Here is a 19,570-nt window from a genome sequence, read left to right as displayed (position 1 = left end):
AGTTATTCAATGATCTTAACGCTTGAGTGTAAAATGATTTTTAAAGACTCTTCCATCTTGTAGGGTAACTGCAAACCAATAATCATCTGTGGGTAGTTTTTCTCCATTAAAGAGTCCATCCCAGCCTTGACCTAAAGGGTTTAGTTCTTTTATTAATTTACCATAACGATTATATATTAAAATTTTTGAATTGGCTTGAAACATATTGGAAATACCTAGAATTTGCCATGTATCATGTATGCCATCGTTATTAGGAGTGAAAAATTTAGGAAATCCAATAACAGATATTTGATCTTCTATTGCTCCACAGTCATTTTCATAATCACGAATAATAACTGTATAGATGCCTGGATATACATTTTCAAAAATATTATTAGTTTGAAATGCCGTCTGTATCCCATCTTGATTTAGAAGCGCGTATTCGTACAATCCTTCTCCACTAACTAGTATTGTAACGATATTGTTTTGCGAGATATCAATCACTTCAATCGTATTAATTGTAGCAATGTTAGATGGTTCTACAATAATGGTTCGATTTTTTAAACAACCATTATCATTAGTCACAGTGACATTATAGGTTCCTGCTTCATTAACTTGTATTTCGTATACGGTATCTCCAGTGGACCAATTATATGTATAATTGGTGGAAGGATCGCTTATAGCATCTGCATTTATAGAAATGGTTTGAGGAAATGTATTTAGGCAATAATAGGTTAATTCTTCTGTATCAATTTGTGGTAATTGATTAACGGTAAGTAGAATTTCACTAATACCGTAGCAGTCATTAGCATTTTCAACACGGGCATAAATAGTTTGCGAATAGGGTATTGAGTTGGTAAAAGTAGCGTCTAAATTATTTTGCTCTAAAAGGGCATCGGTATAGGATTCAAAATAAGAAATATTTAATCCAGAAGGAAGCCCTGTAACAATATCACTATCAGCATTGTTTAAATTAAACTCAAAGAAACCATCTTCAGTTCCATCATCATCACAAACAGTAAGCTGTGTATCTCCAGAATTTGTTGTACTTACATCAAGAGTTAATTCAGAATTACTATAACAGCTGGTTTCATCGTTAATTACAGCAACATAAATAATTTGTTGATTAACAGTATTACTAAAATTGCTGCCATCAATAGCATTTGTTACATCATTTGAAAATGCATCAGCCGCATTTAAGTAGAAGCGTGTGGACAAGTCAGGGTCTCCTCCAGTTAACAAATCATTTGCTTCATTTAAGTTAAAGCTAGTTAAACCATCAACTAAGTCATCCTCATCACATTGAATTAATGTTGCATCATTAGCTATTGGGTTTGTTGTATAATTTACAAACGCTTGACCTACTAGAGCACATTCTCCATTGTTAGGGTCTATATAAACTTCATAATGCCCAGTTTCTGTTACTTCAAGGTTAAAACTACTTTCGGTTAAGTTAACACCATCTTTTGTCCAGATGTAAGTGGCACCAGCTATTTCGTCAGCTTCTAATTCATAAGATTTACCATCACAAAGTAAAAGGTTAACGGTACTTAATCCATTTCTAATAATATCTATTTCTGTATTAAAAAAGGATGTGATGAAAGGAGGGAGCCCTTGGGAACTAACACCTCTAAGATCTACTGCGAAGTGTTTGTAATCACAAGCAACACCGACTCTATTTGGATTCTCAATAACGCCTAAAAACTCCTGCCCTTGATTATATGTTGAACTTAAAGCTCTATATATTTTACCATTAGGACCTAATTGCAAGCCACCTCTATAAAGTTGTCTATCATCTAATGTGACTATTGAACGCCTGATATCTGCAGAAGTTAGATCAAATTGATTTAATGCAGATGTATGTTGTGTTGGGTCATTTCCACCTGCAGCGTCAAAATAGTCATTAGAAGAATGTACATATAATAATTTACTATTAGGTGAAAATTCCACACCGTAAGGGAACCTACTTGCTGAGCGAATATTAATTTGGATTTGATTTGAAACGATTCCTAATTCAGAATCAAAATCATATAAGAATAAACCATCTTGTACATTAGCAGATGCTACCTTTGTTCCATCTGGAGATAATTTTAAATAGCCTCTAGCGTCAGATATATTTATATCAAACGTCGATTTTATTGATACAGGATTTACACCTAAAGCAGTTACTTCAAAAGCGTGGTATGTATTAAAACCCCCAGAAACTGTGGAGCTAGTATCGGAAGCTAATGTAAGCACCCATAAATCTTCTGAATTACAATTTTTTAAAACGGCTGTAATTTTTTCTGAGCATTGTGTTAAGAGACTAGTATTCTTACTTACAACTTCGCCTAGACCTCCATTTAAAGATATATCTACTATTGAATAATTTAATCCGAAATTTTCTCCATCTAAATTATTATCTACTGTAAAAACATAATAAATTGTAGGATCCCCTGGTTTTGGGATAATTATAGCAGATTGCGTACTAGATGAATCTCCATATAGATTATTTCCATTAGCCATAATAGCATGGTTTTTATTCCATACGGTAACACCATCTGTATAAAACAATAAACTCCCAAAACTATCAGAAATAGAAGCACAGCCTTCTCTGGTGTTTAGCTGTCCATCGCTTACTGTGGTTATGGAATTAGTATCTAAATCGAATATTAGACCTGCATTTTCACCAAAATACCAATTAGCAGCTTGTTTCTGGGCAAAAATGTTTGCGCAGGCCAAACAACCAGCGATTATTAATAATACAATTTTTCTCATCTTTAGGAAGTAGTCCTTCCAAAGATATTATAAATCGCGCTTTTTTAATAATCTATACGATAAAAAGATAAATAGTGCTGTCCAACCCAAAACAATGGCAATTTCATACCAGTGTGTTCCGTAATCGTATGATAAATCGACTTTATCAGGAAATTTTGTCATGGCAATTCTTTGAAAGGGTTGGTCAATCAGTTTATACATCGATTTTAAAGGAAAGAAATTTTGTATTTTTTCGGCTAAACTGGTGTCTAATTTCCAGGCCATTACCCCAAATAATATCCACTCTAAGATGTAAAGTATAAAAAGAAAAGCTAAAGCAAAAGCAGAGCGTTTTACAAGCATTCCAAAAAATAAACAAAGACTAAAAAAACCGATTAATTTCACGAAATAAGCTAATAGGAATTCAACTTCCCTAAAGATTATAGAAGCTTCAGTATAACTTGAATAATAAAGGCCTATGCAAAGAGAGATTAGACTTATTAGTACAGTAGAAACCAAAGAAAAGAAAATAATAGTATAAAACTTTGAAAGAATAAATTCCTTCTTACTTAAACCGTCAATAAGGTTTTGCTTTATGGTCTTATTGCTGTACTCGTTACCAATCATGCTTACTACCACGATAGCAAAAAAGAATTTAAACTGGGACGCAAAAAAAGTGGTTAGATGCCAAATTATAGGAAAATTAAAAATACCTAATTCACCTAGTTCTAAGGTGAAAAAGCCAAATACATTAATTTTTAAAGAGGATAATAGGATAACAAAAAAGGGTAAAATAAACGAAACAAATATGAGTATTTTACTAGTTCTGTTAAGGAGTAGTTTTTGTAATTCTAAATTTAAAAGTCGTAACATGCGCACTATTTTGGTTGTTTAGTTGTTGTCTGTTAATTGTAAAAATTGCTCTTCTAAACTTTCTTTACGTTGTACAAGATGTGTGAGAATAATACCTTTTTCGAATAGGTGTTTATTAAAATCTTCAGATTCCATAGGCGTGTTTAAAAAGGCAGTTACTAAATCATCTTCAACTTTAATGTTTTTAAACGAATCATTATTTTCTAATAAGGTTACTAACTCGTCTTGTTTATTTGTTTTTAATTCAAAAAAACCATGACTGGAAATCATTTCATCTACCCGGCCAGAATATAGTTTAACACCTTTACGCAGTACGACCACATGAGAGCAAACTTTTTCGACTTCATCCAATAAATGTGATGCTAAAAGAATGGTCGTTCCTTTTGCTGCAATTTGTTTTATAATTTCTCTAATTTGATGGATTCCTTGTGGGTCTAAACCATTTGTTGGCTCATCTAGAATAAGAATTTCTGGATCGTTTAAAAGGGCAGATGCTATGGCCAAACGTTGTTTCATACCTAATGAGTAGGTTCTGAACTTACTGTCTTTTCGATCTAAAAGCCCCACAATGTCTAGTTTTTCTTCTACTTTGCTATAGGCAACACCTTTAATTTTACAAACCAGCCTTAAGTTTTGAGTGGCGGTCATATAAGGATAAAAATTTGGACGCTCAATGATGGCTCCAACTTTTTTAAGGGCATTATGAGTAGATATATTGCCATCGAACCAATGAAAACCTCCTTGAGTTTTATTTACAACATTTAAAACGATCCCCAAAGTTGTAGATTTTCCACTTCCATTTGGCCCTAAAATACCATAAACATTGCCTTTGTTTATGGTAAACGATAAATCTTTTACTGCTGTTAAATACCCGAATTTTTTAGTGAGGTTGTTAATTGTTAGTATGGATTCCAAGTTATTAGATTTTTATTGCCATATATAAAAGGCATTGGTTATTTCTTAAAGTATGACGATACTCAGGTTATTTTGTTACATAAAAGTTTTAAATTTGAATAATTATATATTTATGCAAGATTTAAAGATATCTAAAAGAAAACCGTCGTATCCTGTAACTACTAAATTACATGATTATCTAACCAGATATGATAGGAATACAAAAATCCCCATTTTTTATGACGATTTGTTACGTTTTCAAGGCTCTATTGTGGTCTATGATAAGGATGATAATGATACGCTTTGGATTCGAGTTTATTATAATGAGTTTGAAAGAGAGGAAATTGATTCTTCATTAAAAAAGGTATATACTATTTTGCATTCCGATGGTAACGAAAACATACTTCCTTTTTTAAATGTCGATGCTATTGATTTCTGCACATTTGGAAATTCTAAACCTTTTAGAGTAAAAATAAGAAATATTTTAAACGATAACTTCACTTATTTTTATATAAAAACGACTGATGCGTCCCGTATCTATGGCTTGGAATTGGAACATATGTTGTCACCTTATAATCTTAATTTTCTAGTTTATAAAAACACGCTTATTGAAGAGCATATATCTGGGATACCGGGCGATGAGTTTATAAAAAACATGCTACCTAAATGCAGTAAATCTGAAAAGGCACAAATAGCAAAGGAGTTTGTAAAGTTTAACGAACGTTGTATGATTAGGTTGTTAGGTGATATGCGATCGTATAACTATGTTATTGTTCCTACTCATGATTTTGACCATGTGGTATATAAGATTAGAGCGATAGATTTTGATCAGCAGTGTTACGAAGGGAAATTTAATATTTACAGACCTCAGTTTTTCAAAGAAAATTTAAAAATGGTAGAATTAGTCTCTGAGAGTATCCAGAAATTGTCTATAGATCAATACAAAACAGAAGAGCGTTCTATTTTAGTAAAACGATTAAAAAGTTTCTCTGTAAGAATAGAAAAGTTATTGGATTGTATGGTGAATGATGTTATTTCTAAAGAAGAAAATATTGACCAATTAAAGTCTACAATTTTTGATTACACGCATGATGTTAATTTTAAACGGAGTAAAAATATGGGCGAAATACTTAAATATGCGTTAGAGTTTTTAACCCGTAATTATGAAAATATAAAACTGGAGAATTTAAGATCGTTTGATGACGATTAATTAATTCCAGTTCTCATCAAAATCTAGATTATCATAATCGTCAACGTCAATACCATCTTCAAATTCATCAAAGTCATCATCTTTGTCTGCTTCAAATATTTTATCGGGAGCTTCGTCCGGTACTTGACCTTGAACAAACATTAAATTAGGATAGTCTGTTCCTTTAGCTTCTTCAACAATTTCTGCTAATTCAACATAAAAAGTCCACATGCTTAAAAAATCATAGACATAAATTAGTTTTGGTTGTACTTCATGCACAACACCGCTAATTTCAGTTTCGTTCATTAAACGTGCTGAGTTATCTTCACTTAAATCGAACAATGAGATTTCTTCTCCTTGGTTCCATTGATCATCACTTAAATAAAAGGATGCCATTTCTGTACCATCAAATCCAAAGGATTGCGTAATGATATTATGCAAATCTTCAAGAGTATCAGTTTCACGAATTTCTAAATCGCGAAAAATATCATCTTCGGTATCATTATCTAAAATGACTCTAAATCTATAAATCATGCTGCAAAGGTATGTTTTTTTTAAATTATTTGGAAAAACGATGCATAGTAAAAGTCATGGCACTTAATAAAAAGAAAGCGCCTATTTGATGCGCTACGCCTAACCAAACGGGTACTTGTAATAATATGGTAAATACCCCTAATAAAAACTGAATGCATACTATTATTAATAAACTATTTATTCCTTTTGATTGATACGTAGTTAGGTTTAATTTTTTTGATTTTTTCCAAATCAATAAAATGAGCACGACTACAATGTAAGCTAAGATTCTATGAACAAATTGAACTCCACTTTTTCCTTCAATGAAGTTTTTATATAGTGGACTTTGTTCTATATAAACGGTTTGATGCATAAACTTGCCTTCACTCATCATTGGCCAATGATTATGTATAAAACCAGCATCTAAGCCAGCTACAAAAGCACCGTATATAATTTGAAGCAGTAAAATTGTTAGACTTAATCGGATGAGGTTTCTAAATGCTTTGTTGACGTCTTTTTTATGTGGAAATATTAAATCCAGTGCTACCCAAAAAGTATACGCGAATGTTATAAAAGCTGTAGTTAAATGTGCGGCTAAGCGATAATGACTCACATCGGGGTTATCTACTAGGCCGCTTTTAACCATATACCAACCTAAGAAACCTTGAAATGCACCAAGACAGAGCAAGATAATAGATTTTTTTACTGTAGATTTTGATAGCTGTTTTTTTATTAAAAAGTACATGAAAGGAATAAAAAATACAAGCCCAATAAATCTGCCAATAACACGATGCAACCATTCCCAGAAATAAATATCTTTAAAATCTTGAAGAGTGAATTGATTGTTTAATTTTTGATATTCTGGGTATTGCTTATAAAGATTAAAAGCTTCTTGCCATTCAGTGTCGTTCATTGGTGGAATCGTTCCAGAAATGAGTTTATAATTAGATATTGATAAACCTGAATGTGTTAGCCTTGTAATACCTCCAACAACTACCATAATAAAGATTAACAAGCATCCTGTAAGTAGCCAATAAATTACTTTTTTATTATTTTTTTCCATCTTTTGTCTGGCCGACTGTAGTCGAAACCTCTACTTTAATCTGTCTTTAGTAAAGACGAAAGGCTCGGGGTTATTATAATGTTTAATTTATATCTTTCTTAAAACAAATACTATCGGTCACATTTTTATACTGTCCATAATTTGATGTTATTATGTAACCATTTTTTTTATAAAACTGGACGGCTTCTATTTGTCTCTTTCCTGTTTCTAATATACAGGCTTCAAAATTCAATTCTTTAGACCAGTTTTCTAATTCTTTTAAGATTTTAGAAGCAATACCTTGTCCTCTGATTTCTGGACGTGTAAACATGCGTTTAATCTCAACGTCACTTTCGGAATATTTTTTAAAAGCACCACAGCCAACAGGTTTGTTATCTACGTATGCCACAATGATATGTTTTAATACATCAATATTGTTATATTGATTATAAAAGTCATGATCATCTCCATCTGTTATTTTTAAATAGTCATTTAATAATTTTACTAAAAAAACAAAGTCGCTATTATCAGAATCGGTTTTAACTAGTTTAATCATTTTAAGAAGTGATTTTTAGCCCTAAGCGTTTACCTTCCTTTATCATTAATTTATAAGCAGCATCATATTCATTTGGAATATTTCCCTCTAGAATGGCTTCTTTAATAACCTCTTTTATTAAGCCTATTTCACGAGATGGTTTCAGATTAAAAGCCGTCATAATTTCTTCTCCAGAAATTGGTGGTTGAAAGTTTCTAATGTGATCACGTGCTTCAACTTCAACAATTTTCTCTCGAACTATTTTAAAGTTATTATGATATTTATGAAACTTTTTAGGGTTTTTAGTTGTAATATCCGCTTCGCAAAGTGTCATTAAATCCTCAACATAATCTCCAGCATCAAAAACTAAGCGACGTACGGCAGAATCTGTTACAATATCTTGAGCTAATACAATAGGGCGCGAACTCATAAAAACCATTTTCTGTACAAACTTCATTTTGTCATTCAATGGCATTTTTAACCTTTTAAATAAATGATAGACCATTTTAGAACCTTCAAATTCATGCCCATGAAATGTCCAGCCTACTTTTTTACTAAACTTTTTTGTTGGTGCTTTACCGATATCGTGTAATAAAGCAGCCCAGCGTAACCAAAGATTGTCAGTATGTTCTGCAATATTGTCAACAACTTCTAAAGTATGATAAAAGTTGTCTTTATGGCGTTGTCCTTCAACTTCATCTATACCTTTTAAAGCCGTAAGCTCTGGCATTATATAATCTAATAACCCCGTTTTTTCCAGTAAAAGAAATCCGATAGACGGTTTTTTACTTTCAAGAACCTTATTCAATTCTGTAACAATACGCTCTTTGGTTATAATCTCAATGCGATGGCTGTTTTTTATAATAGCATGTAGAGATTCGTTTTCTATCATGAAATTCAGTTGAGCAGCAAAACGTATAGCACGCATCATTCGCAACGGATCATCACTATAAGTAATATCTGGAGCTAAAGGTGTACGTATAATTTGTTTCTCTAAATCATTAATGCCATTAAAAGGATCTAGTAAATCACCAAAATTAGAGGTATTCAAATTTAAAGCCAATGCATTTATTGTAAAATCACGACGGTTTTGGTCATCTTCCAATGTGCCATTTTCTACAGTAGGATTTCTGCTATCTTCACTATAAGATTCTTTACGAGCTCCTACAAACTCAATTTCAATATCATCGTATCTCAGCATAGCAGTACCATAGGTTTTAAAAACCTGTACTTTGGGTTTTGTTGGTAGGTTATTAGCAACTTGTTTTGCTAGCTCAATACCACTACCCACAGCAACTACATCTATATCCTTGGCGCTACCTCTTTTTAATATAAAATCACGCACAAAACCACCAATAACATAACTGTCTAAATTTAATTCTTTAGCAGATTGAGATATAATTTTAAAGATATTATGTTGTAATGCCTTTTTGTAATTCATTTCTAAAATAACTTTAGACATAAATATTCGTGTATTAGTGGCTAATTTTACTCACGGATTATCTTAACAATACCACTGTTACTCAATTTAATAATTGAAGATGGTTTATTGCAAGTTTTTTCGCGATGCAAATTTACAACATAGTCTACACCTTTTAAAACCTCTGGAGCTATTTCTTTAAACGATTTTGGAGTCGGTTGCCCACTTATATTAGCAGAAGTAGAAACGATAGCTGTATTGAGTTTTCTCGAAAGTTGATAGCAAAATTCATCATCTGGAATTCTAATGGCGATCGTGCCGTCATCGGCAACTAAATTGGTAGCTAAATTTTTAGCATCATCATAGATAATCGTGGTTGGCTTATCGGAAATGTCAATAATATTTATAGCTGCTTCAGGTACTTTATTTACAAACTTTGTTAGCATTCTATCATCTGCTACCAAACATATTAATGCTTTACTGTCTTCACGTTGTTTCAGTTCATAAATTTTTTTAACAGCCTCTTCATTAGTTGCATCGCAGCCAATGCCCCATACTGTATCTGTAGGGTAGAGTATAATCCCGCCTTGTTTTAAAACCTGTATAGCTTTGTTTATTTCTACTTGCATGAAATTTATTATGTAGTAATTTTGATTTTCAAAGATATTTTTAAGAGCCTATTTTAAATCTCAGAAAAAATCTGTTCTAGATCCCGTATGTTTTTTTCCCAAGAAAAGTTTTCAGTAACATGTTTATGTCCTTTTTCTACTAAACTAATTCTTAAAGTATCGTTATTTAATAAGTGCTCAATTTTTGCAAAGGTATCATCTGTATCTTTAGGTTTAATAGCAAGACCCGTTTCGTTATTAATTAAATAACCTTGATGACCGCCTATATCTGTTGCTATTAAGGCAGAACCACAAAATAAGGCTTCAAAAGGAGGAAGCGCAAATCCTTCCTGAATACTAGTTGTTAAAAATATGGAATACGAATTGTATAGTTCTGGTAGGTTTTTTGGGTTCTCATAATAATTTATATTTTGAGGAAGTACTTTTGGTCGTTTCCCTGTCCCGAAAAAAGAAATTCTAACGTCTGGATACTTTTCTTTAATTTTAATTAAAGCATCAATGCCATGTTTAGTCCCTTTTCTTGGTTCTGTGGAATACATCATCAAAACTGACGGTTTACGTGGTTCTATTTCGTTTTCCTTATAAAAAATATTAGTGTCTATAGCATTATACAAAAGGTATGTCTTTTTTACCGATTTAGGAGAAACAATATCATACAAATAGGTCGCAATAACGATGTTCGTTGTATTGGGCAAGGCGTATGATTTTAATAATAAATCTTCATGACCTTTCCAGTTTTCATAATCTTGAATTAGGTTTATTTTTTTTCCTTTTGAGGGATTTAGTTTGTCTACTTCTAGAGCTGTAGCCCACCAAGTAGAAATTATAAAATCAGCATCAGGGATATATTCGTCCGATATATATTTTACATTAAAAGATTTAATATCTGGGTGTAATTTAAACCATTTTGGAGAATGCGTCTTTCTTATTTTATGCAAAAAAGCTCTTAAAAAATAAGGTTTTTTATATTTTGTATATGAAGTATTTAAAGAATGATATATTTGTACATTATATCCTTTTTCTGCCAACAGGTTAGCATAAATATACATTATTTTTGGACCTCCATTTGGACGCTTAGTTGGAAAGGGTAAAATGAAGTTGATTTTTTTTAATGAATTCATTCTTGTATGATTGCAATATCAATAGTAATAATAAATTTTAACACCTGCAAGTTAACTGTTGACTGTATAAAATCGGTAAAAGAGAAAACGTCGACTAGTTTAAATTACGAAATAATTGTAGTTGATAATTGTTCTCAAATAGAGGATTATAATGCTTTAAAAGAATCTTTAAAACAGTACCCTGATGTTAAGCTAGTTAGAAGTGTTATTAATAGCGGTTTTTCTGGTGGAAATATGTTTGGTGTGCAGTTTGCAAAAGGAAACTATATTGCTTTTTTAAATAGTGACACGCTATTAATAGATGATTGTTTTTCTGAAATGTTAAATTTCATGGAAAATAATAAAGAAATAGGTGTTTGTGGTCCTAAACAATTATCAAAAGATTTAAAATGGAAAAAGTCTTTTGATCATTTTCATGGGATAAGAAAGCAGGTTTTTGGGAAATGGTTTATTGAATTGTTTTCTTCGAAGGCTGCAAAGCGAAGAACAGATTATGAACAACCTATTCAGGTTGATTTCGTACAGGGAAGTTTTATGTTTTTTAGGAGTGAAGCTTTTGCTAAAGTAGGTGGTTTTGATACTAATATTTTTCTTTATTATGAAGAAATGGATATTTGTAAACGGCTGTTAAAAAATGGTTACAAAACATTTCATTATCCAAAAGTCAGCTTTGTGCACTATGAAGGAGAAAGTACCTCATTGGGATATACCAAGAAAATAGAAAAGATGGCTTCTTATCTTTATGTGCTGAGGAAGAGTTTTGGGTTTTTTAAATACCTGATTATTAGATACTATTTAATGATAAAATTTTTAATAAAAGGGTTATTTAATTTTAAGCATTTAAAAATGTTTTTAGTCCTAGTTTCTTTAGGAGCACCATTGTCTCATTCTATAAGGAAACAACAAAAAATATCTTTTAATGAAGCAAATTAAAAGCGACGTTCATAGCAGTTTCAAAAACTTGAGCGCAGAAATTGATAGTATTATCAAAAATTTTGACACGCAAGGGAAAGATTTCGGTAACCAAGATAGAAACTCATTAAAACTATTTGAATTAGGTAATAAAACGGTTAATGTTAAATCGTTTCGAGTTCCCAATATTGTTAACCAAATAGCGTATAAATTCTTTAGAAAAAGTAAAGCACAACGTTCTTTTGAGTATGGAAATAAGCTAACAGAATTAAAGATTGGAACGCCACAACCTATAGCTTATTACGAATTTGAAACGCCATTTTTATTTAAGAAAAGCTATTATATAAGCGAACAAATACATGATGATTTAACGTATAGAGAGCTAACTACTAATTTTAATTATCCCGATTACGATAACATACTCAGAGCGTTTACTCGATTCACTTTTGATTTACATGAAAAAGGAATTCACTTCTTAGACCATTCCCCAGGTAATACTTTGATAAAGAAAACGAATCATGGTTACAATTTCTATTTAGTTGATTTAAACCGCATGGAATTCAAGTCACTTGATTTTGAAACGAGAGTTAAGAATTTTTCCAAATTAACGATTCATAAATCTATGATAGAAGTTATGAGTGACGAATATGCAAAATGTACAGGTGAAGACTATAACAAGATATTCGATTTAATGTGGAAAGAAACCGAAGCTTTTCAAAATAAGTATCACCGAAAAAGACGCCTTAAAAAGAAATTGAAATTTTGGAAAAAACATTAACTTTTTGTTAATTATTTAGCTTAATTTGGATATAAGAACATGAGAAACTCACTTAGTAGCATTCTAATTATTTTTTGTATGATGCCTGTTTTAGGTCAGACAATAAAAACAGCTTCTGGAGATATTTCTGTGCTAGCTGGTGAAAAAGGACTGTCGGTCACTTTTGGGTATGATAATATGAATGTACAGGGCTATCCCTCAGAGGCAGATTTTATAAAAGATAAGGTACGAATACGAGAAGAGCGTAAGCCTGGATTGGGGGAAAAATTTAAGAGTTCTTGGTTTGCGGATAGAGAAGCAGTATACGAGCCATTATTTATTGAATACTTTAACCATGCAATACCTAAAAAAAGAAAAATTGCAATTTCAAGAAATAATCCTAGTGCGAAATACAATTTACACATTCAAACATTGTGGGTGTATCCTGGGTATAATGTGGGGGCTTCACAACCAGCTAAAATAGAAGTCGCACTTCAATTATATGAAATAGCAAATCCAGAAAATATTGTTTGGGAGTCTAAATCACCGACACGTATGAAAGCTAAAGCAGCGCCTTATAAAAGAGAATTAAGAATTGGAGCTGCATATGCTTCATTGGCGATAAGCATGTCTTGGTTATTGAAAAAAAAGGCGAAGTAAAAGTTACAAGTTCAAAGCAAATACAATTATTTTAATGAAGTTTCAAGATGCGATTTCCATGTATATAACCTCGGTAGTAATACTATATTGAAATTTGTGCATGAGTTATTTATAGTAGAGTCATCTATTGGATATGGAGGTTTTTCAGAATAGGTGATAAATTTTTTTGCTAAAAAAACCTGATTCTTATGGTATAATTGGAGGACCTCCTTATTGGTCAATACAAACTAGCGGTACGATCACTCATAAAATACATAGAAGCTCTAAAACGTGGAATAATAGTTTTAGATATTAAAATAGTATTTAAATTAATTTTGGATAGACTATCTGAAAAAGGTAGTTTATCTAAAATTAATAAAGTATTAATGTTTCGCTTTATGAAGTCTATAAAGTTTAAGATACTTTAAAAAAGTAACGTTAAAAGTTTGTACACAAATAACAAAACCATTTAAACCATCTAAAACCCCTAATCTTAAAAAATAAGCTTTAAAAAAAGCCCAACTAGGGTTGAATACTATTTTCCAAAGAGACGATTTTTTTCCCAAGTCGAAATAAGCTTGAGCAGCAATACTTGAAAAGTTTTCAACCTTAAGATTGTGTTCGCTATAATCCCTATAAATCCAGTGCAATAAATCTCCTTTAAGTTTCCCTGCTTTTAAACCTTTTTTTAATGTATATCTATCGTGCGGGTTAATACCTTTCCACTCACCGCTTTCTTTTTTAAACAATCGTAATTTTTTATCTGGATACCAATCTGAGTGTTTAATCCATTGGCCACAATAATTATTTAATCGGTTACTATAATAACCATCATAGCTCCAGTTTTCTTTTGCTTTTAAAATAGATTCTTTAAGCGTATCTGATAGTGCTTCATCACCATCTAAGGATAAAATATAATCATATTTTGCATGAGAAAGCGCATAGTTTTTTTGTTCAATATACCCTTCAAATTTATTTTGAATAAAATTCACATGGTATGCAGCACATATTTCAGGGGTTTTATCGGTAGAAAAAGAATCTACAACAACAATCTCATCTACAACCCCCACTAACGATTTTAAACATTTTTCTAAATGCTCTTCTTCATTATAAGTAATTATGACTCCAGATAATTTAATCATTTGATACGCTATAAATAATTTTTAAACAGATTCGTTAAACTCTTTTTTAGTTTTTTGTAAGGCAGAAGCAATTATTTGATGCATGTCATAATATTTGTATTCTGCAAGCCTACCTCCAAATATAACATCAGATTCTTGTAATGAAAGTGCTTTGTACTCCTGATATTTTTTTTGATTCTCATCATTATTAATAGGGTAGTAGGCTTCTTTTTCAGTAGTCCATTGTTCAGAGAATTCTTTGGTGATCACGGTATGCTTTTGCTTGCCAAATTCAAAATGTTTGTGCTCTATAATTCGTGTATAAGGAACATTAGAATCATTGTAATTTACAACGGCATTTCCTTGATAGTTCTCTGTCTCTAATTTTGTGTTTTCAAATCGTAAGGAACGATATTCTAAGTTCCCATATTCATAATTATAGAATTCATCTATTTTCCCAGTAAACACTATTTTTTTAGCCAAGCTGCTCAATGTATCTTTTTCTTTAAAAAAGTCGACGTTGGTTTTTATATCTATCCCTTTTAATAAACCATCAATTATTTTATTGTAACCACCAATAGGAATACCCTGGTAAGCATCATTAAAATAATTATTATTAAATGTATAACGTACAGGTAAACGTTTAATGATAAAAGCAGGTAGCTCAGTAGCTTTTTTACCCCATTGTTTTTCGGTATATTCTTTTATAAGTGTTTCATAAACATCCTTTCCAATTAAGGATAGTGCCTGTTCTTCTAAATTCTTAGGGTTTTTATAGCCAAATTCCTTAATTTGACTTTCTATAATTGTTTTAGCCTCTTCTGGTGTCTTCGTTCCCCAAAGCTGATAAAAAGTATTCATATTAAAAGGTAAATTGTAGAGCTTACCTTTAGATATAGAAACTGGTGAGTTTACATAGTTATTAAACTCAGCAAATTGATTTACATAGTCCCAAATATCCTTATCGTTGGTATGAAATATATGCGCACCATATTTGTGCACATTAATACCATCAACATTTTCACAGTATACATTACCACCTACATGATCCCTTTTATCTATAACTAAACATTTTTTTCCTTTTTTAGTTGCCTCATGGGCAAATACAGATCCAAATAATCCAGCACCAACAATTAAATAATCATACATTTGTATACTTTTATAAATTTTTAGCAAAACTAGGATATAAATTATCTACAAAAAAACTTTTCAATATAATGTATTACATTTCCAGAAACTATAAATCGTTATTCAATGCTGCGGGAAAAGCAAAAACGGATTGTGAATTCTCGTTAGAAGCATTAGGGTTTAAAAATCTTGGATTTAAACAATCGTCTATACCTAGCTCTGCTATAGGAACCATTAAGAACTTTTTTGGTATTTCTATGGCCTTATTAAGATTGCCATTTAAGTCTACAATATGTACACAATATCCTAATAATAAGTTTAGAAAGTTGATATTATTTTTCGCGAAATTAAAACGTTGTAAAATTATAACGATAGTTCACGATGTACGATGTTTGAAGGGAAGGGTTAAGGATATAGAAGCTGAATTATCAAAAATTGTATGCTCTGATGTTATTATTGTACATAACGATGCTATGAAAGCATGGTTTTTAGAACAGCATACGACGATACCTATCGTAGTATTAGGGATATTTGACTATGTTTCTAAAGAAAAACCACTTCAAAATAAAGATATTAATAAAAATGATGCTTACAGCATTGCGTATGCTGGAGGTTTTGCTGAAGGTAAAAATTCATACATCTTTGATTTTGATATATTGGAGCATAGCAAATACAATTTAAAGTTATATGGTATGGGTTTCGATCCTAATAAACGAAAAGTAAGCGAAGAAGCATCTGTTATTTTTTATCAAGGAGCCTTTCCATCAGATCAAATAGCTTATAAAATTGAAGCTGATTTTGGTTTAGTATGGGATGGTATTTCAACGAAGTCTTGTAGTGGGGATTTGGGAGCGTATTTAAAATATAATAATCCTCATAAAACATCCTTGTATCTTTTGTGTGGACTTCCTGTAATCGTTTGGGATCAAGCAGCTATAGCCTCCTTTATTGTTGAAAATAATTTAGGAATAAGCATTTCTAACTTAAAAGATTTGAATACTGTTCTAGAAAATTTAACTGAAGAAGCATATAAAACAATGAAAAACAATGTTTTAAACGTTCAGGAGAAGGTAATGAAAGGACAATTTGTAGAAACGGCCGTTAAGAAAGCTTTAGAAACGGTAAATAACGTGAGTTTGACGTAATTAATATCGTAATCAAAATAGTTATAATCTATAAAAGAAGAATGGTGTCATTCCGAATGAAGAATGAGAGGAATCTCATTTTTATAAGATTTCTCGTCGTTCATACCTCACTCTGTCGAAATGACAAATAGCTGATAATTATAGTTTTAGATTTGTTTTTTTGAAGAAGTTATGTTGAATTAACTTAATTTAAGAATGCCTTTAACTTACTTGTAAAAAACTGTGGTTCGAATTTTTTATATAACTCAGCAGTTTCCTTTTTATAGTGCTTTTCGGCTTTGGTATATAACTCTGGCTTAAAATCCTTTAAGTGAACACTAACGTTATTATCATTTTCAAAAAGATTCCAAGTGGCTTTATCTATCCAAGGAGAATATATAGCAAAGGTTTTAATGTTTAACGCTTTGGCCATATTAATAGCACCGCCTTCATTTCCAATTAATGCATCGCAATGGGATGTTATGGCTAAAAACGCTCTTAAACTCTTTCCAAATACGTCAAAGTAAATATTTTTTTGAGTGTCTGGTTTACATAAATCGAATATAGTTCTAGCTTCTGTTTCTTGTTTTGGTATGTAATTAAATAATATTTGTCCAGAAGTTTCTTCAACTAAAGTATCAATAACTTCTGCCATATAATTAAAAGGATAGGTTTTCTTACCACCACTTCCCAATACACCTATCATATATAAAGGTCTGTCAAAATCTATCTGGTGATTTTTCAGAAACGCCTTACTGTTAGAAAGTTCTTTTTCAGTTAAATATATTTTTGGCTTTATAAAAGATGTTTCAATATCTAAAGGAGCTAGTAATTGCATTCTATTAACAATGGCTAACCCAGCTTTACCATCATGAGTCTTCTCTCTTTTTATATTGTAATGGTAAAAAAGGGTCGTATAAAATTTATGGTATGAAATTTTAGTTTTTGCCCCAGAGAAAAGACTGATTAAATTACTGGATAATTTAGAATAGACATCAATAACAATATCGTATTTTTTATGTCCGACAGATTTAGCAAATTTTAGAAGTTTCGCTTTACTAAGTTCAGCCTCTTTAGTAAATAAAAGGAAGTTATTTACATTAGGATTGTTTTCTACAACCGCTACAGTATGCTCATTTATTAAATAATCCAATTGAGCTTTTGGATATTTTAAGCGAAGTGCTTCAAACAGAATACTGCTTGTAAGCACATCGCCTATCATTTTTTGTTGTATGATTAAGATTTTCAAAATTTACAACTTCGATTTTTTTTGCATATGAGTAAGCACTGTATACTGCTACTGCACACTGCGACTTATTTAAACAGCTACATCATGCTCTCTTAAAGCATCGTTTAGCGACGTTTTTTTATTAGTACTCTCTTTACGTTTACCAATAATTAAAGCACAAGGTACATTATAACTACCAGAAGGGAATTCTTTAGCATAACTTCCAGGTATAACTACAGAACGCGCAGGGACTCTACCTTTATATTCAATAGGTTCATCTCCAGTAACATCAATAATTTTTGTACTCATTGTTAAAACCACACCAGCACCTAAAACAGCCTCGGTTTCAACACGCACACCTTCAACTACGATACACCTAGACCCAATAAAAGCATTATCCTCTATAATTACAGGAGCAGCTTGTAAAGGTTCTAAAACACCACCAATACCAACACCACCAGATAAATGTACATTTTTACCTATTTGAGCACAGCTACCAACTGTAGCCCAAGTATCAACCATAGTACCTTCATCTACATAAGCACCAATGTTTACATAACTGGGCATTAATATAGTACCACTAGAAATATAAGCACCATGTCTTGCGACTGCATGAGGAACCACACGAATTCCTTTTTCTGCGTAACCACGTTTTAATGGAATTTTATCATGAAATTCTAAGGGGCCAGCCTCAATCGTTTCCATTTTCTGAATTGGAAAATATAAAACAACTCCTTTCTTTACCCACTCGTTAACTTGCCAACCACCTTCGATTGGTTCCGCTACTCTCAATTCACCTTTATCTAATAAATCTATAACCTTTCTTATAGCAGAAGTTGTTGTTTCTTCTTTTAAAAGATCTCTATTCTCCCAAGCCTTTTCTATGATTTGTTGTAATTCTGTCATTGATATTTAAATTTTGAGCAAATATAATAGGTATCATTTAAAAAATAGAACGAAAAAGTCATTATATCAATTATGAAGTAGCCTAAACTTTTTGTCGATTGATTCAAAATTTGACAAAAATAAAAGCTTGTTTTTCCTTTGAAAGAAAAAAATAAATCGATGAAATGCATTTTTCATGTATTTCGTCTTGCTAAATAGACTGTTAGTCTGTTTATCGATAAAAATTTGTAGCTCCACTACTAATCGAATATACGTTGGTTTATGACTAATTTTTTGTGTTCGAGATTTGGTATGAGCATATATTTGGAATATGCAAACGATGATAAACAGAATGAAAACAAATACATACATACTATTAACTTTATTACTTTCTTTCTCTTTCGGGATAGCTCAAAGCGATGTTAATAAGATAGAAGAAAACAAAGTAATATCGGTATCTGTAAATGGAGAGGAAGTAACTACGGTTAAAGATAATGCAGTTAAAACTGTAAAAGAAAATGAGACTGTATTAATTGATGCTAAAGAATTAAGAGAATCTATTGCACGTACCAGTGATATTAGACTTTATCTTAATCGAGTAAGAAAAGTCCAAAATATTAAAATGCTATTTCCAAAAATAAATAAGCCTGTTAAGGCATAGTAAGGTTTTAAATATTATTAATCAAGGTTAAAGTTAAAGTTGAGAAGGCTGTCTGAAAGGATAGTAGTGGTCGGAAGAAAAAATCTTCCGACCTTTTTGTTTTTATATTTCTAAACTCACTAGGATTAACCGACTGGTTTTTAGTTTTTTACTTAGGTTTTCACATGTGTTTTTTGTATCTTAT

19 protein-coding genes are annotated in these 19,570 nt (G+C 31.4%); 6 read left to right on the top strand and 13 right to left on the bottom strand.

Annotated elements, in window-relative coordinates; genetic code table 11:
• Window positions 1–15: 15 nt before the first annotated feature.
• Genes Q4Q39_RS18550 through Q4Q39_RS18540 form a run of 3 tightly spaced genes read right to left on the bottom strand, consistent with a single transcriptional unit; the run spans window position 16 to window position 4,503 of the window.
• A complete protein-coding gene (locus Q4Q39_RS18550; RefSeq protein WP_303284069.1) occupies window positions 16–2,736 on the bottom strand; it encodes an FIDD domain-containing protein in 2,721 nt (906 codons plus the stop codon).
• 27 nt (window positions 2,737–2,763) lie between these two features.
• On the bottom strand, window positions 2,764–3,588 hold the full coding sequence (locus tag Q4Q39_RS18545; RefSeq protein ID WP_303284068.1) for an ABC transporter permease: 825 nt from the start codon (window positions 3,586–3,588) through the stop codon (window positions 2,764–2,766).
• Window positions 3,589–3,606: 18 nt separating this feature from the next.
• Complete coding sequence (locus Q4Q39_RS18540; RefSeq protein WP_303284067.1) at window positions 3,607–4,503, bottom strand: ABC transporter ATP-binding protein; 897 nt, start codon at window positions 4,501–4,503, stop codon at window positions 3,607–3,609.
• Between the two features lie 112 nt (window positions 4,504–4,615).
• Between Q4Q39_RS18540 and Q4Q39_RS18535 the strand changes: the two genes are divergently transcribed.
• Window positions 4,616–5,692 (top strand): hypothetical protein, encoded by a 1,077-nt coding sequence (locus Q4Q39_RS18535; protein WP_303284066.1) that lies wholly within the window; start codon window positions 4,616–4,618, stop codon window positions 5,690–5,692.
• Here Q4Q39_RS18535 and Q4Q39_RS18530 read toward each other — a convergent pair whose 3' ends face one another.
• The 6 genes from Q4Q39_RS18530 to Q4Q39_RS18505 form a co-directional block, all read right to left on the bottom strand.
• On the bottom strand, window positions 5,693–6,205 hold the full coding sequence (locus Q4Q39_RS18530) for an IS1096 element passenger TnpR family protein (RefSeq protein WP_303284065.1): 513 nt from the start codon (window positions 6,203–6,205) through the stop codon (window positions 5,693–5,695).
• A gap of 25 nt (window positions 6,206–6,230) precedes the next feature.
• Entirely contained in the window at window positions 6,231–7,247 is a 1,017-nt protein-coding gene (locus Q4Q39_RS18525; RefSeq protein ID WP_303284064.1) for a COX15/CtaA family protein, read from the bottom strand.
• An 82-nt stretch (window positions 7,248–7,329) separates the two neighbouring features.
• The gene (locus Q4Q39_RS18520; protein ID WP_303284063.1) at window positions 7,330–7,782 is read right to left on the bottom strand and encodes a GNAT family N-acetyltransferase; all 453 of its coding nucleotides are present in this window, start codon (window positions 7,780–7,782) and stop codon (window positions 7,330–7,332) included.
• A 1-nt stretch (window position 7,783) separates the two neighbouring features.
• A complete protein-coding gene (locus tag Q4Q39_RS18515) occupies window positions 7,784–9,202 on the bottom strand; it encodes a CCA tRNA nucleotidyltransferase (RefSeq protein ID WP_303284184.1) in 1,419 nt (472 codons plus the stop codon).
• Window positions 9,203–9,249: 47 nt separating this feature from the next.
• Entirely contained in the window at window positions 9,250–9,810 is a 561-nt protein-coding gene (locus Q4Q39_RS18510; protein WP_303284062.1) for an L-threonylcarbamoyladenylate synthase, read from the bottom strand.
• A 53-nt stretch (window positions 9,811–9,863) separates the two neighbouring features.
• Window positions 9,864–10,931 carry a glycosyltransferase family 4 protein gene (locus Q4Q39_RS18505; protein WP_303284061.1) on the bottom strand — a complete coding sequence of 356 codons (1,068 nt, stop codon included), beginning with the start codon at window positions 10,929–10,931 and terminating at the stop codon, window positions 9,864–9,866.
• Between the two features lie 6 nt (window positions 10,932–10,937).
• Here Q4Q39_RS18505 and Q4Q39_RS18500 point away from each other — a divergent pair, with 6 nt between their 5' ends.
• The 3 genes from Q4Q39_RS18500 (at window position 10,938) to Q4Q39_RS18490 (ending at window position 13,260) form a co-directional block, all read left to right on the top strand.
• Window positions 10,938–11,864 (top strand): glycosyltransferase family 2 protein, encoded by a 927-nt coding sequence (locus Q4Q39_RS18500; RefSeq protein ID WP_303284060.1) that lies wholly within the window; start codon window positions 10,938–10,940, stop codon window positions 11,862–11,864.
• A complete protein-coding gene (locus tag Q4Q39_RS18495; protein ID WP_303284059.1) occupies window positions 11,851–12,621 on the top strand; it encodes a lipopolysaccharide kinase InaA family protein in 771 nt (256 codons plus the stop codon). Before Q4Q39_RS18500 ends, Q4Q39_RS18495 begins: the two co-directional genes overlap by 14 nt.
• A 78-nt stretch (window positions 12,622–12,699) precedes the next feature.
• Complete coding sequence (locus Q4Q39_RS18490; protein ID WP_303284058.1) at window positions 12,700–13,260, top strand: hypothetical protein; 561 nt, start codon at window positions 12,700–12,702, stop codon at window positions 13,258–13,260.
• A gap of 362 nt (window positions 13,261–13,622) precedes the next feature.
• Here the strand turns inward: Q4Q39_RS18490 and Q4Q39_RS18485 are convergent, their stop codons facing one another.
• Both Q4Q39_RS18485 and glf read right to left on the bottom strand, forming a co-directional pair.
• Complete coding sequence (locus Q4Q39_RS18485) at window positions 13,623–14,381, bottom strand: glycosyltransferase family 2 protein (protein WP_303284057.1); 759 nt, start codon at window positions 14,379–14,381, stop codon at window positions 13,623–13,625.
• Window positions 14,382–14,402: 21 nt separating this feature from the next.
• The gene (glf, locus tag Q4Q39_RS18480) at window positions 14,403–15,509 is read right to left on the bottom strand and encodes a UDP-galactopyranose mutase (RefSeq protein WP_303284056.1); all 1,107 of its coding nucleotides are present in this window, start codon (window positions 15,507–15,509) and stop codon (window positions 14,403–14,405) included.
• A gap of 68 nt (window positions 15,510–15,577) precedes the next feature.
• On the opposite strand from glf, the gene Q4Q39_RS18475 reads away from it, so the two are divergent.
• Window positions 15,578–16,633, top strand: coding sequence for a glycosyltransferase (locus tag Q4Q39_RS18475; RefSeq protein ID WP_303284055.1), 1,056 nt, complete (start codon window positions 15,578–15,580; stop codon window positions 16,631–16,633).
• 184 nt (window positions 16,634–16,817) lie between these two features.
• On the opposite strand, the gene Q4Q39_RS18470 is transcribed toward Q4Q39_RS18475, so the two are convergent.
• Both Q4Q39_RS18470 and Q4Q39_RS18465 read right to left on the bottom strand, forming a co-directional pair.
• Window positions 16,818–17,861, bottom strand: coding sequence for a glycosyltransferase family 9 protein (locus Q4Q39_RS18470; RefSeq protein WP_303284054.1), 1,044 nt, complete (start codon window positions 17,859–17,861; stop codon window positions 16,818–16,820).
• A gap of 69 nt (window positions 17,862–17,930) precedes the next feature.
• Window positions 17,931–18,746 carry a 2,3,4,5-tetrahydropyridine-2,6-dicarboxylate N-succinyltransferase gene (locus Q4Q39_RS18465; RefSeq protein ID WP_135876730.1) on the bottom strand — a complete coding sequence of 272 codons (816 nt, stop codon included), beginning with the start codon at window positions 18,744–18,746 and terminating at the stop codon, window positions 17,931–17,933.
• A gap of 331 nt (window positions 18,747–19,077) precedes the next feature.
• Between Q4Q39_RS18465 and Q4Q39_RS18460 the strand changes: the two genes are divergently transcribed.
• Complete coding sequence (locus Q4Q39_RS18460; protein ID WP_303284053.1) at window positions 19,078–19,386, top strand: hypothetical protein; 309 nt, start codon at window positions 19,078–19,080, stop codon at window positions 19,384–19,386.
• Window positions 19,387–19,570: the final 184 nt, after the last annotated feature.

The organism is Flavivirga amylovorans (assembly GCF_030540875.1).
GTDB lineage: Bacteria > Bacteroidota > Bacteroidia > Flavobacteriales > Flavobacteriaceae > Flavivirga > Flavivirga amylovorans.
This window is presented reverse-complemented; position numbering and strand designations above follow the sequence as displayed.

Excerpts from the sequence above, each read along its gene's own strand:
- Q4Q39_RS18490 (WP_303284058.1), top strand. The coding sequence starts at position 12,700 with ATGATGCCTGTTTTAGGTCAGACAATAAAAACAGCTTCTGGAGATATT.
- Q4Q39_RS18545 (WP_303284068.1), bottom strand. The coding sequence starts at position 3,588 with ATGTTACGACTTTTAAATTTAGAATTACAAAAACTACTCCTTAACAGA.
- Q4Q39_RS18465 (WP_135876730.1), bottom strand. The coding sequence starts at position 18,746 with ATGACAGAATTACAACAAATCATAGAAAAGGCTTGGGAGAATAGAGAT.
- Q4Q39_RS18515 (WP_303284184.1), bottom strand. The coding sequence starts at position 9,202 with ATGAATTACAAAAAGGCATTACAACATAATATCTTTAAAATTATATCT.
- Q4Q39_RS18535 (WP_303284066.1), top strand. The coding sequence starts at position 4,616 with ATGCAAGATTTAAAGATATCTAAAAGAAAACCGTCGTATCCTGTAACT.
- Q4Q39_RS18500 (WP_303284060.1), top strand. The coding sequence starts at position 10,938 with ATGATTGCAATATCAATAGTAATAATAAATTTTAACACCTGCAAGTTA.
- glf (WP_303284056.1), bottom strand. The coding sequence starts at position 15,509 with ATGTATGATTATTTAATTGTTGGTGCTGGATTATTTGGATCTGTATTT.
- Q4Q39_RS18520 (WP_303284063.1), bottom strand. The coding sequence starts at position 7,782 with ATGATTAAACTAGTTAAAACCGATTCTGATAATAGCGACTTTGTTTTT.
- Q4Q39_RS18495 (WP_303284059.1), top strand. The coding sequence starts at position 11,851 with ATGAAGCAAATTAAAAGCGACGTTCATAGCAGTTTCAAAAACTTGAGC.
- Q4Q39_RS18460 (WP_303284053.1), top strand. The coding sequence starts at position 19,078 with ATGAAAACAAATACATACATACTATTAACTTTATTACTTTCTTTCTCT.
- Q4Q39_RS18510 (WP_303284062.1), bottom strand. The coding sequence starts at position 9,810 with ATGCAAGTAGAAATAAACAAAGCTATACAGGTTTTAAAACAAGGCGGG.
- Q4Q39_RS18525 (WP_303284064.1), bottom strand. The coding sequence starts at position 7,247 with ATGGAAAAAAATAATAAAAAAGTAATTTATTGGCTACTTACAGGATGC.
- Q4Q39_RS18485 (WP_303284057.1), bottom strand. The coding sequence starts at position 14,381 with ATGATTAAATTATCTGGAGTCATAATTACTTATAATGAAGAAGAGCAT.
- Q4Q39_RS18505 (WP_303284061.1), bottom strand. The coding sequence starts at position 10,931 with ATGAATTCATTAAAAAAAATCAACTTCATTTTACCCTTTCCAACTAAG.
- Q4Q39_RS18550 (WP_303284069.1), bottom strand. The coding sequence starts at position 2,736 with ATGAGAAAAATTGTATTATTAATAATCGCTGGTTGTTTGGCCTGCGCA.
- Q4Q39_RS18530 (WP_303284065.1), bottom strand. The coding sequence starts at position 6,205 with ATGATTTATAGATTTAGAGTCATTTTAGATAATGATACCGAAGATGAT.
- Q4Q39_RS18475 (WP_303284055.1), top strand. The coding sequence starts at position 15,578 with ATGTATTACATTTCCAGAAACTATAAATCGTTATTCAATGCTGCGGGA.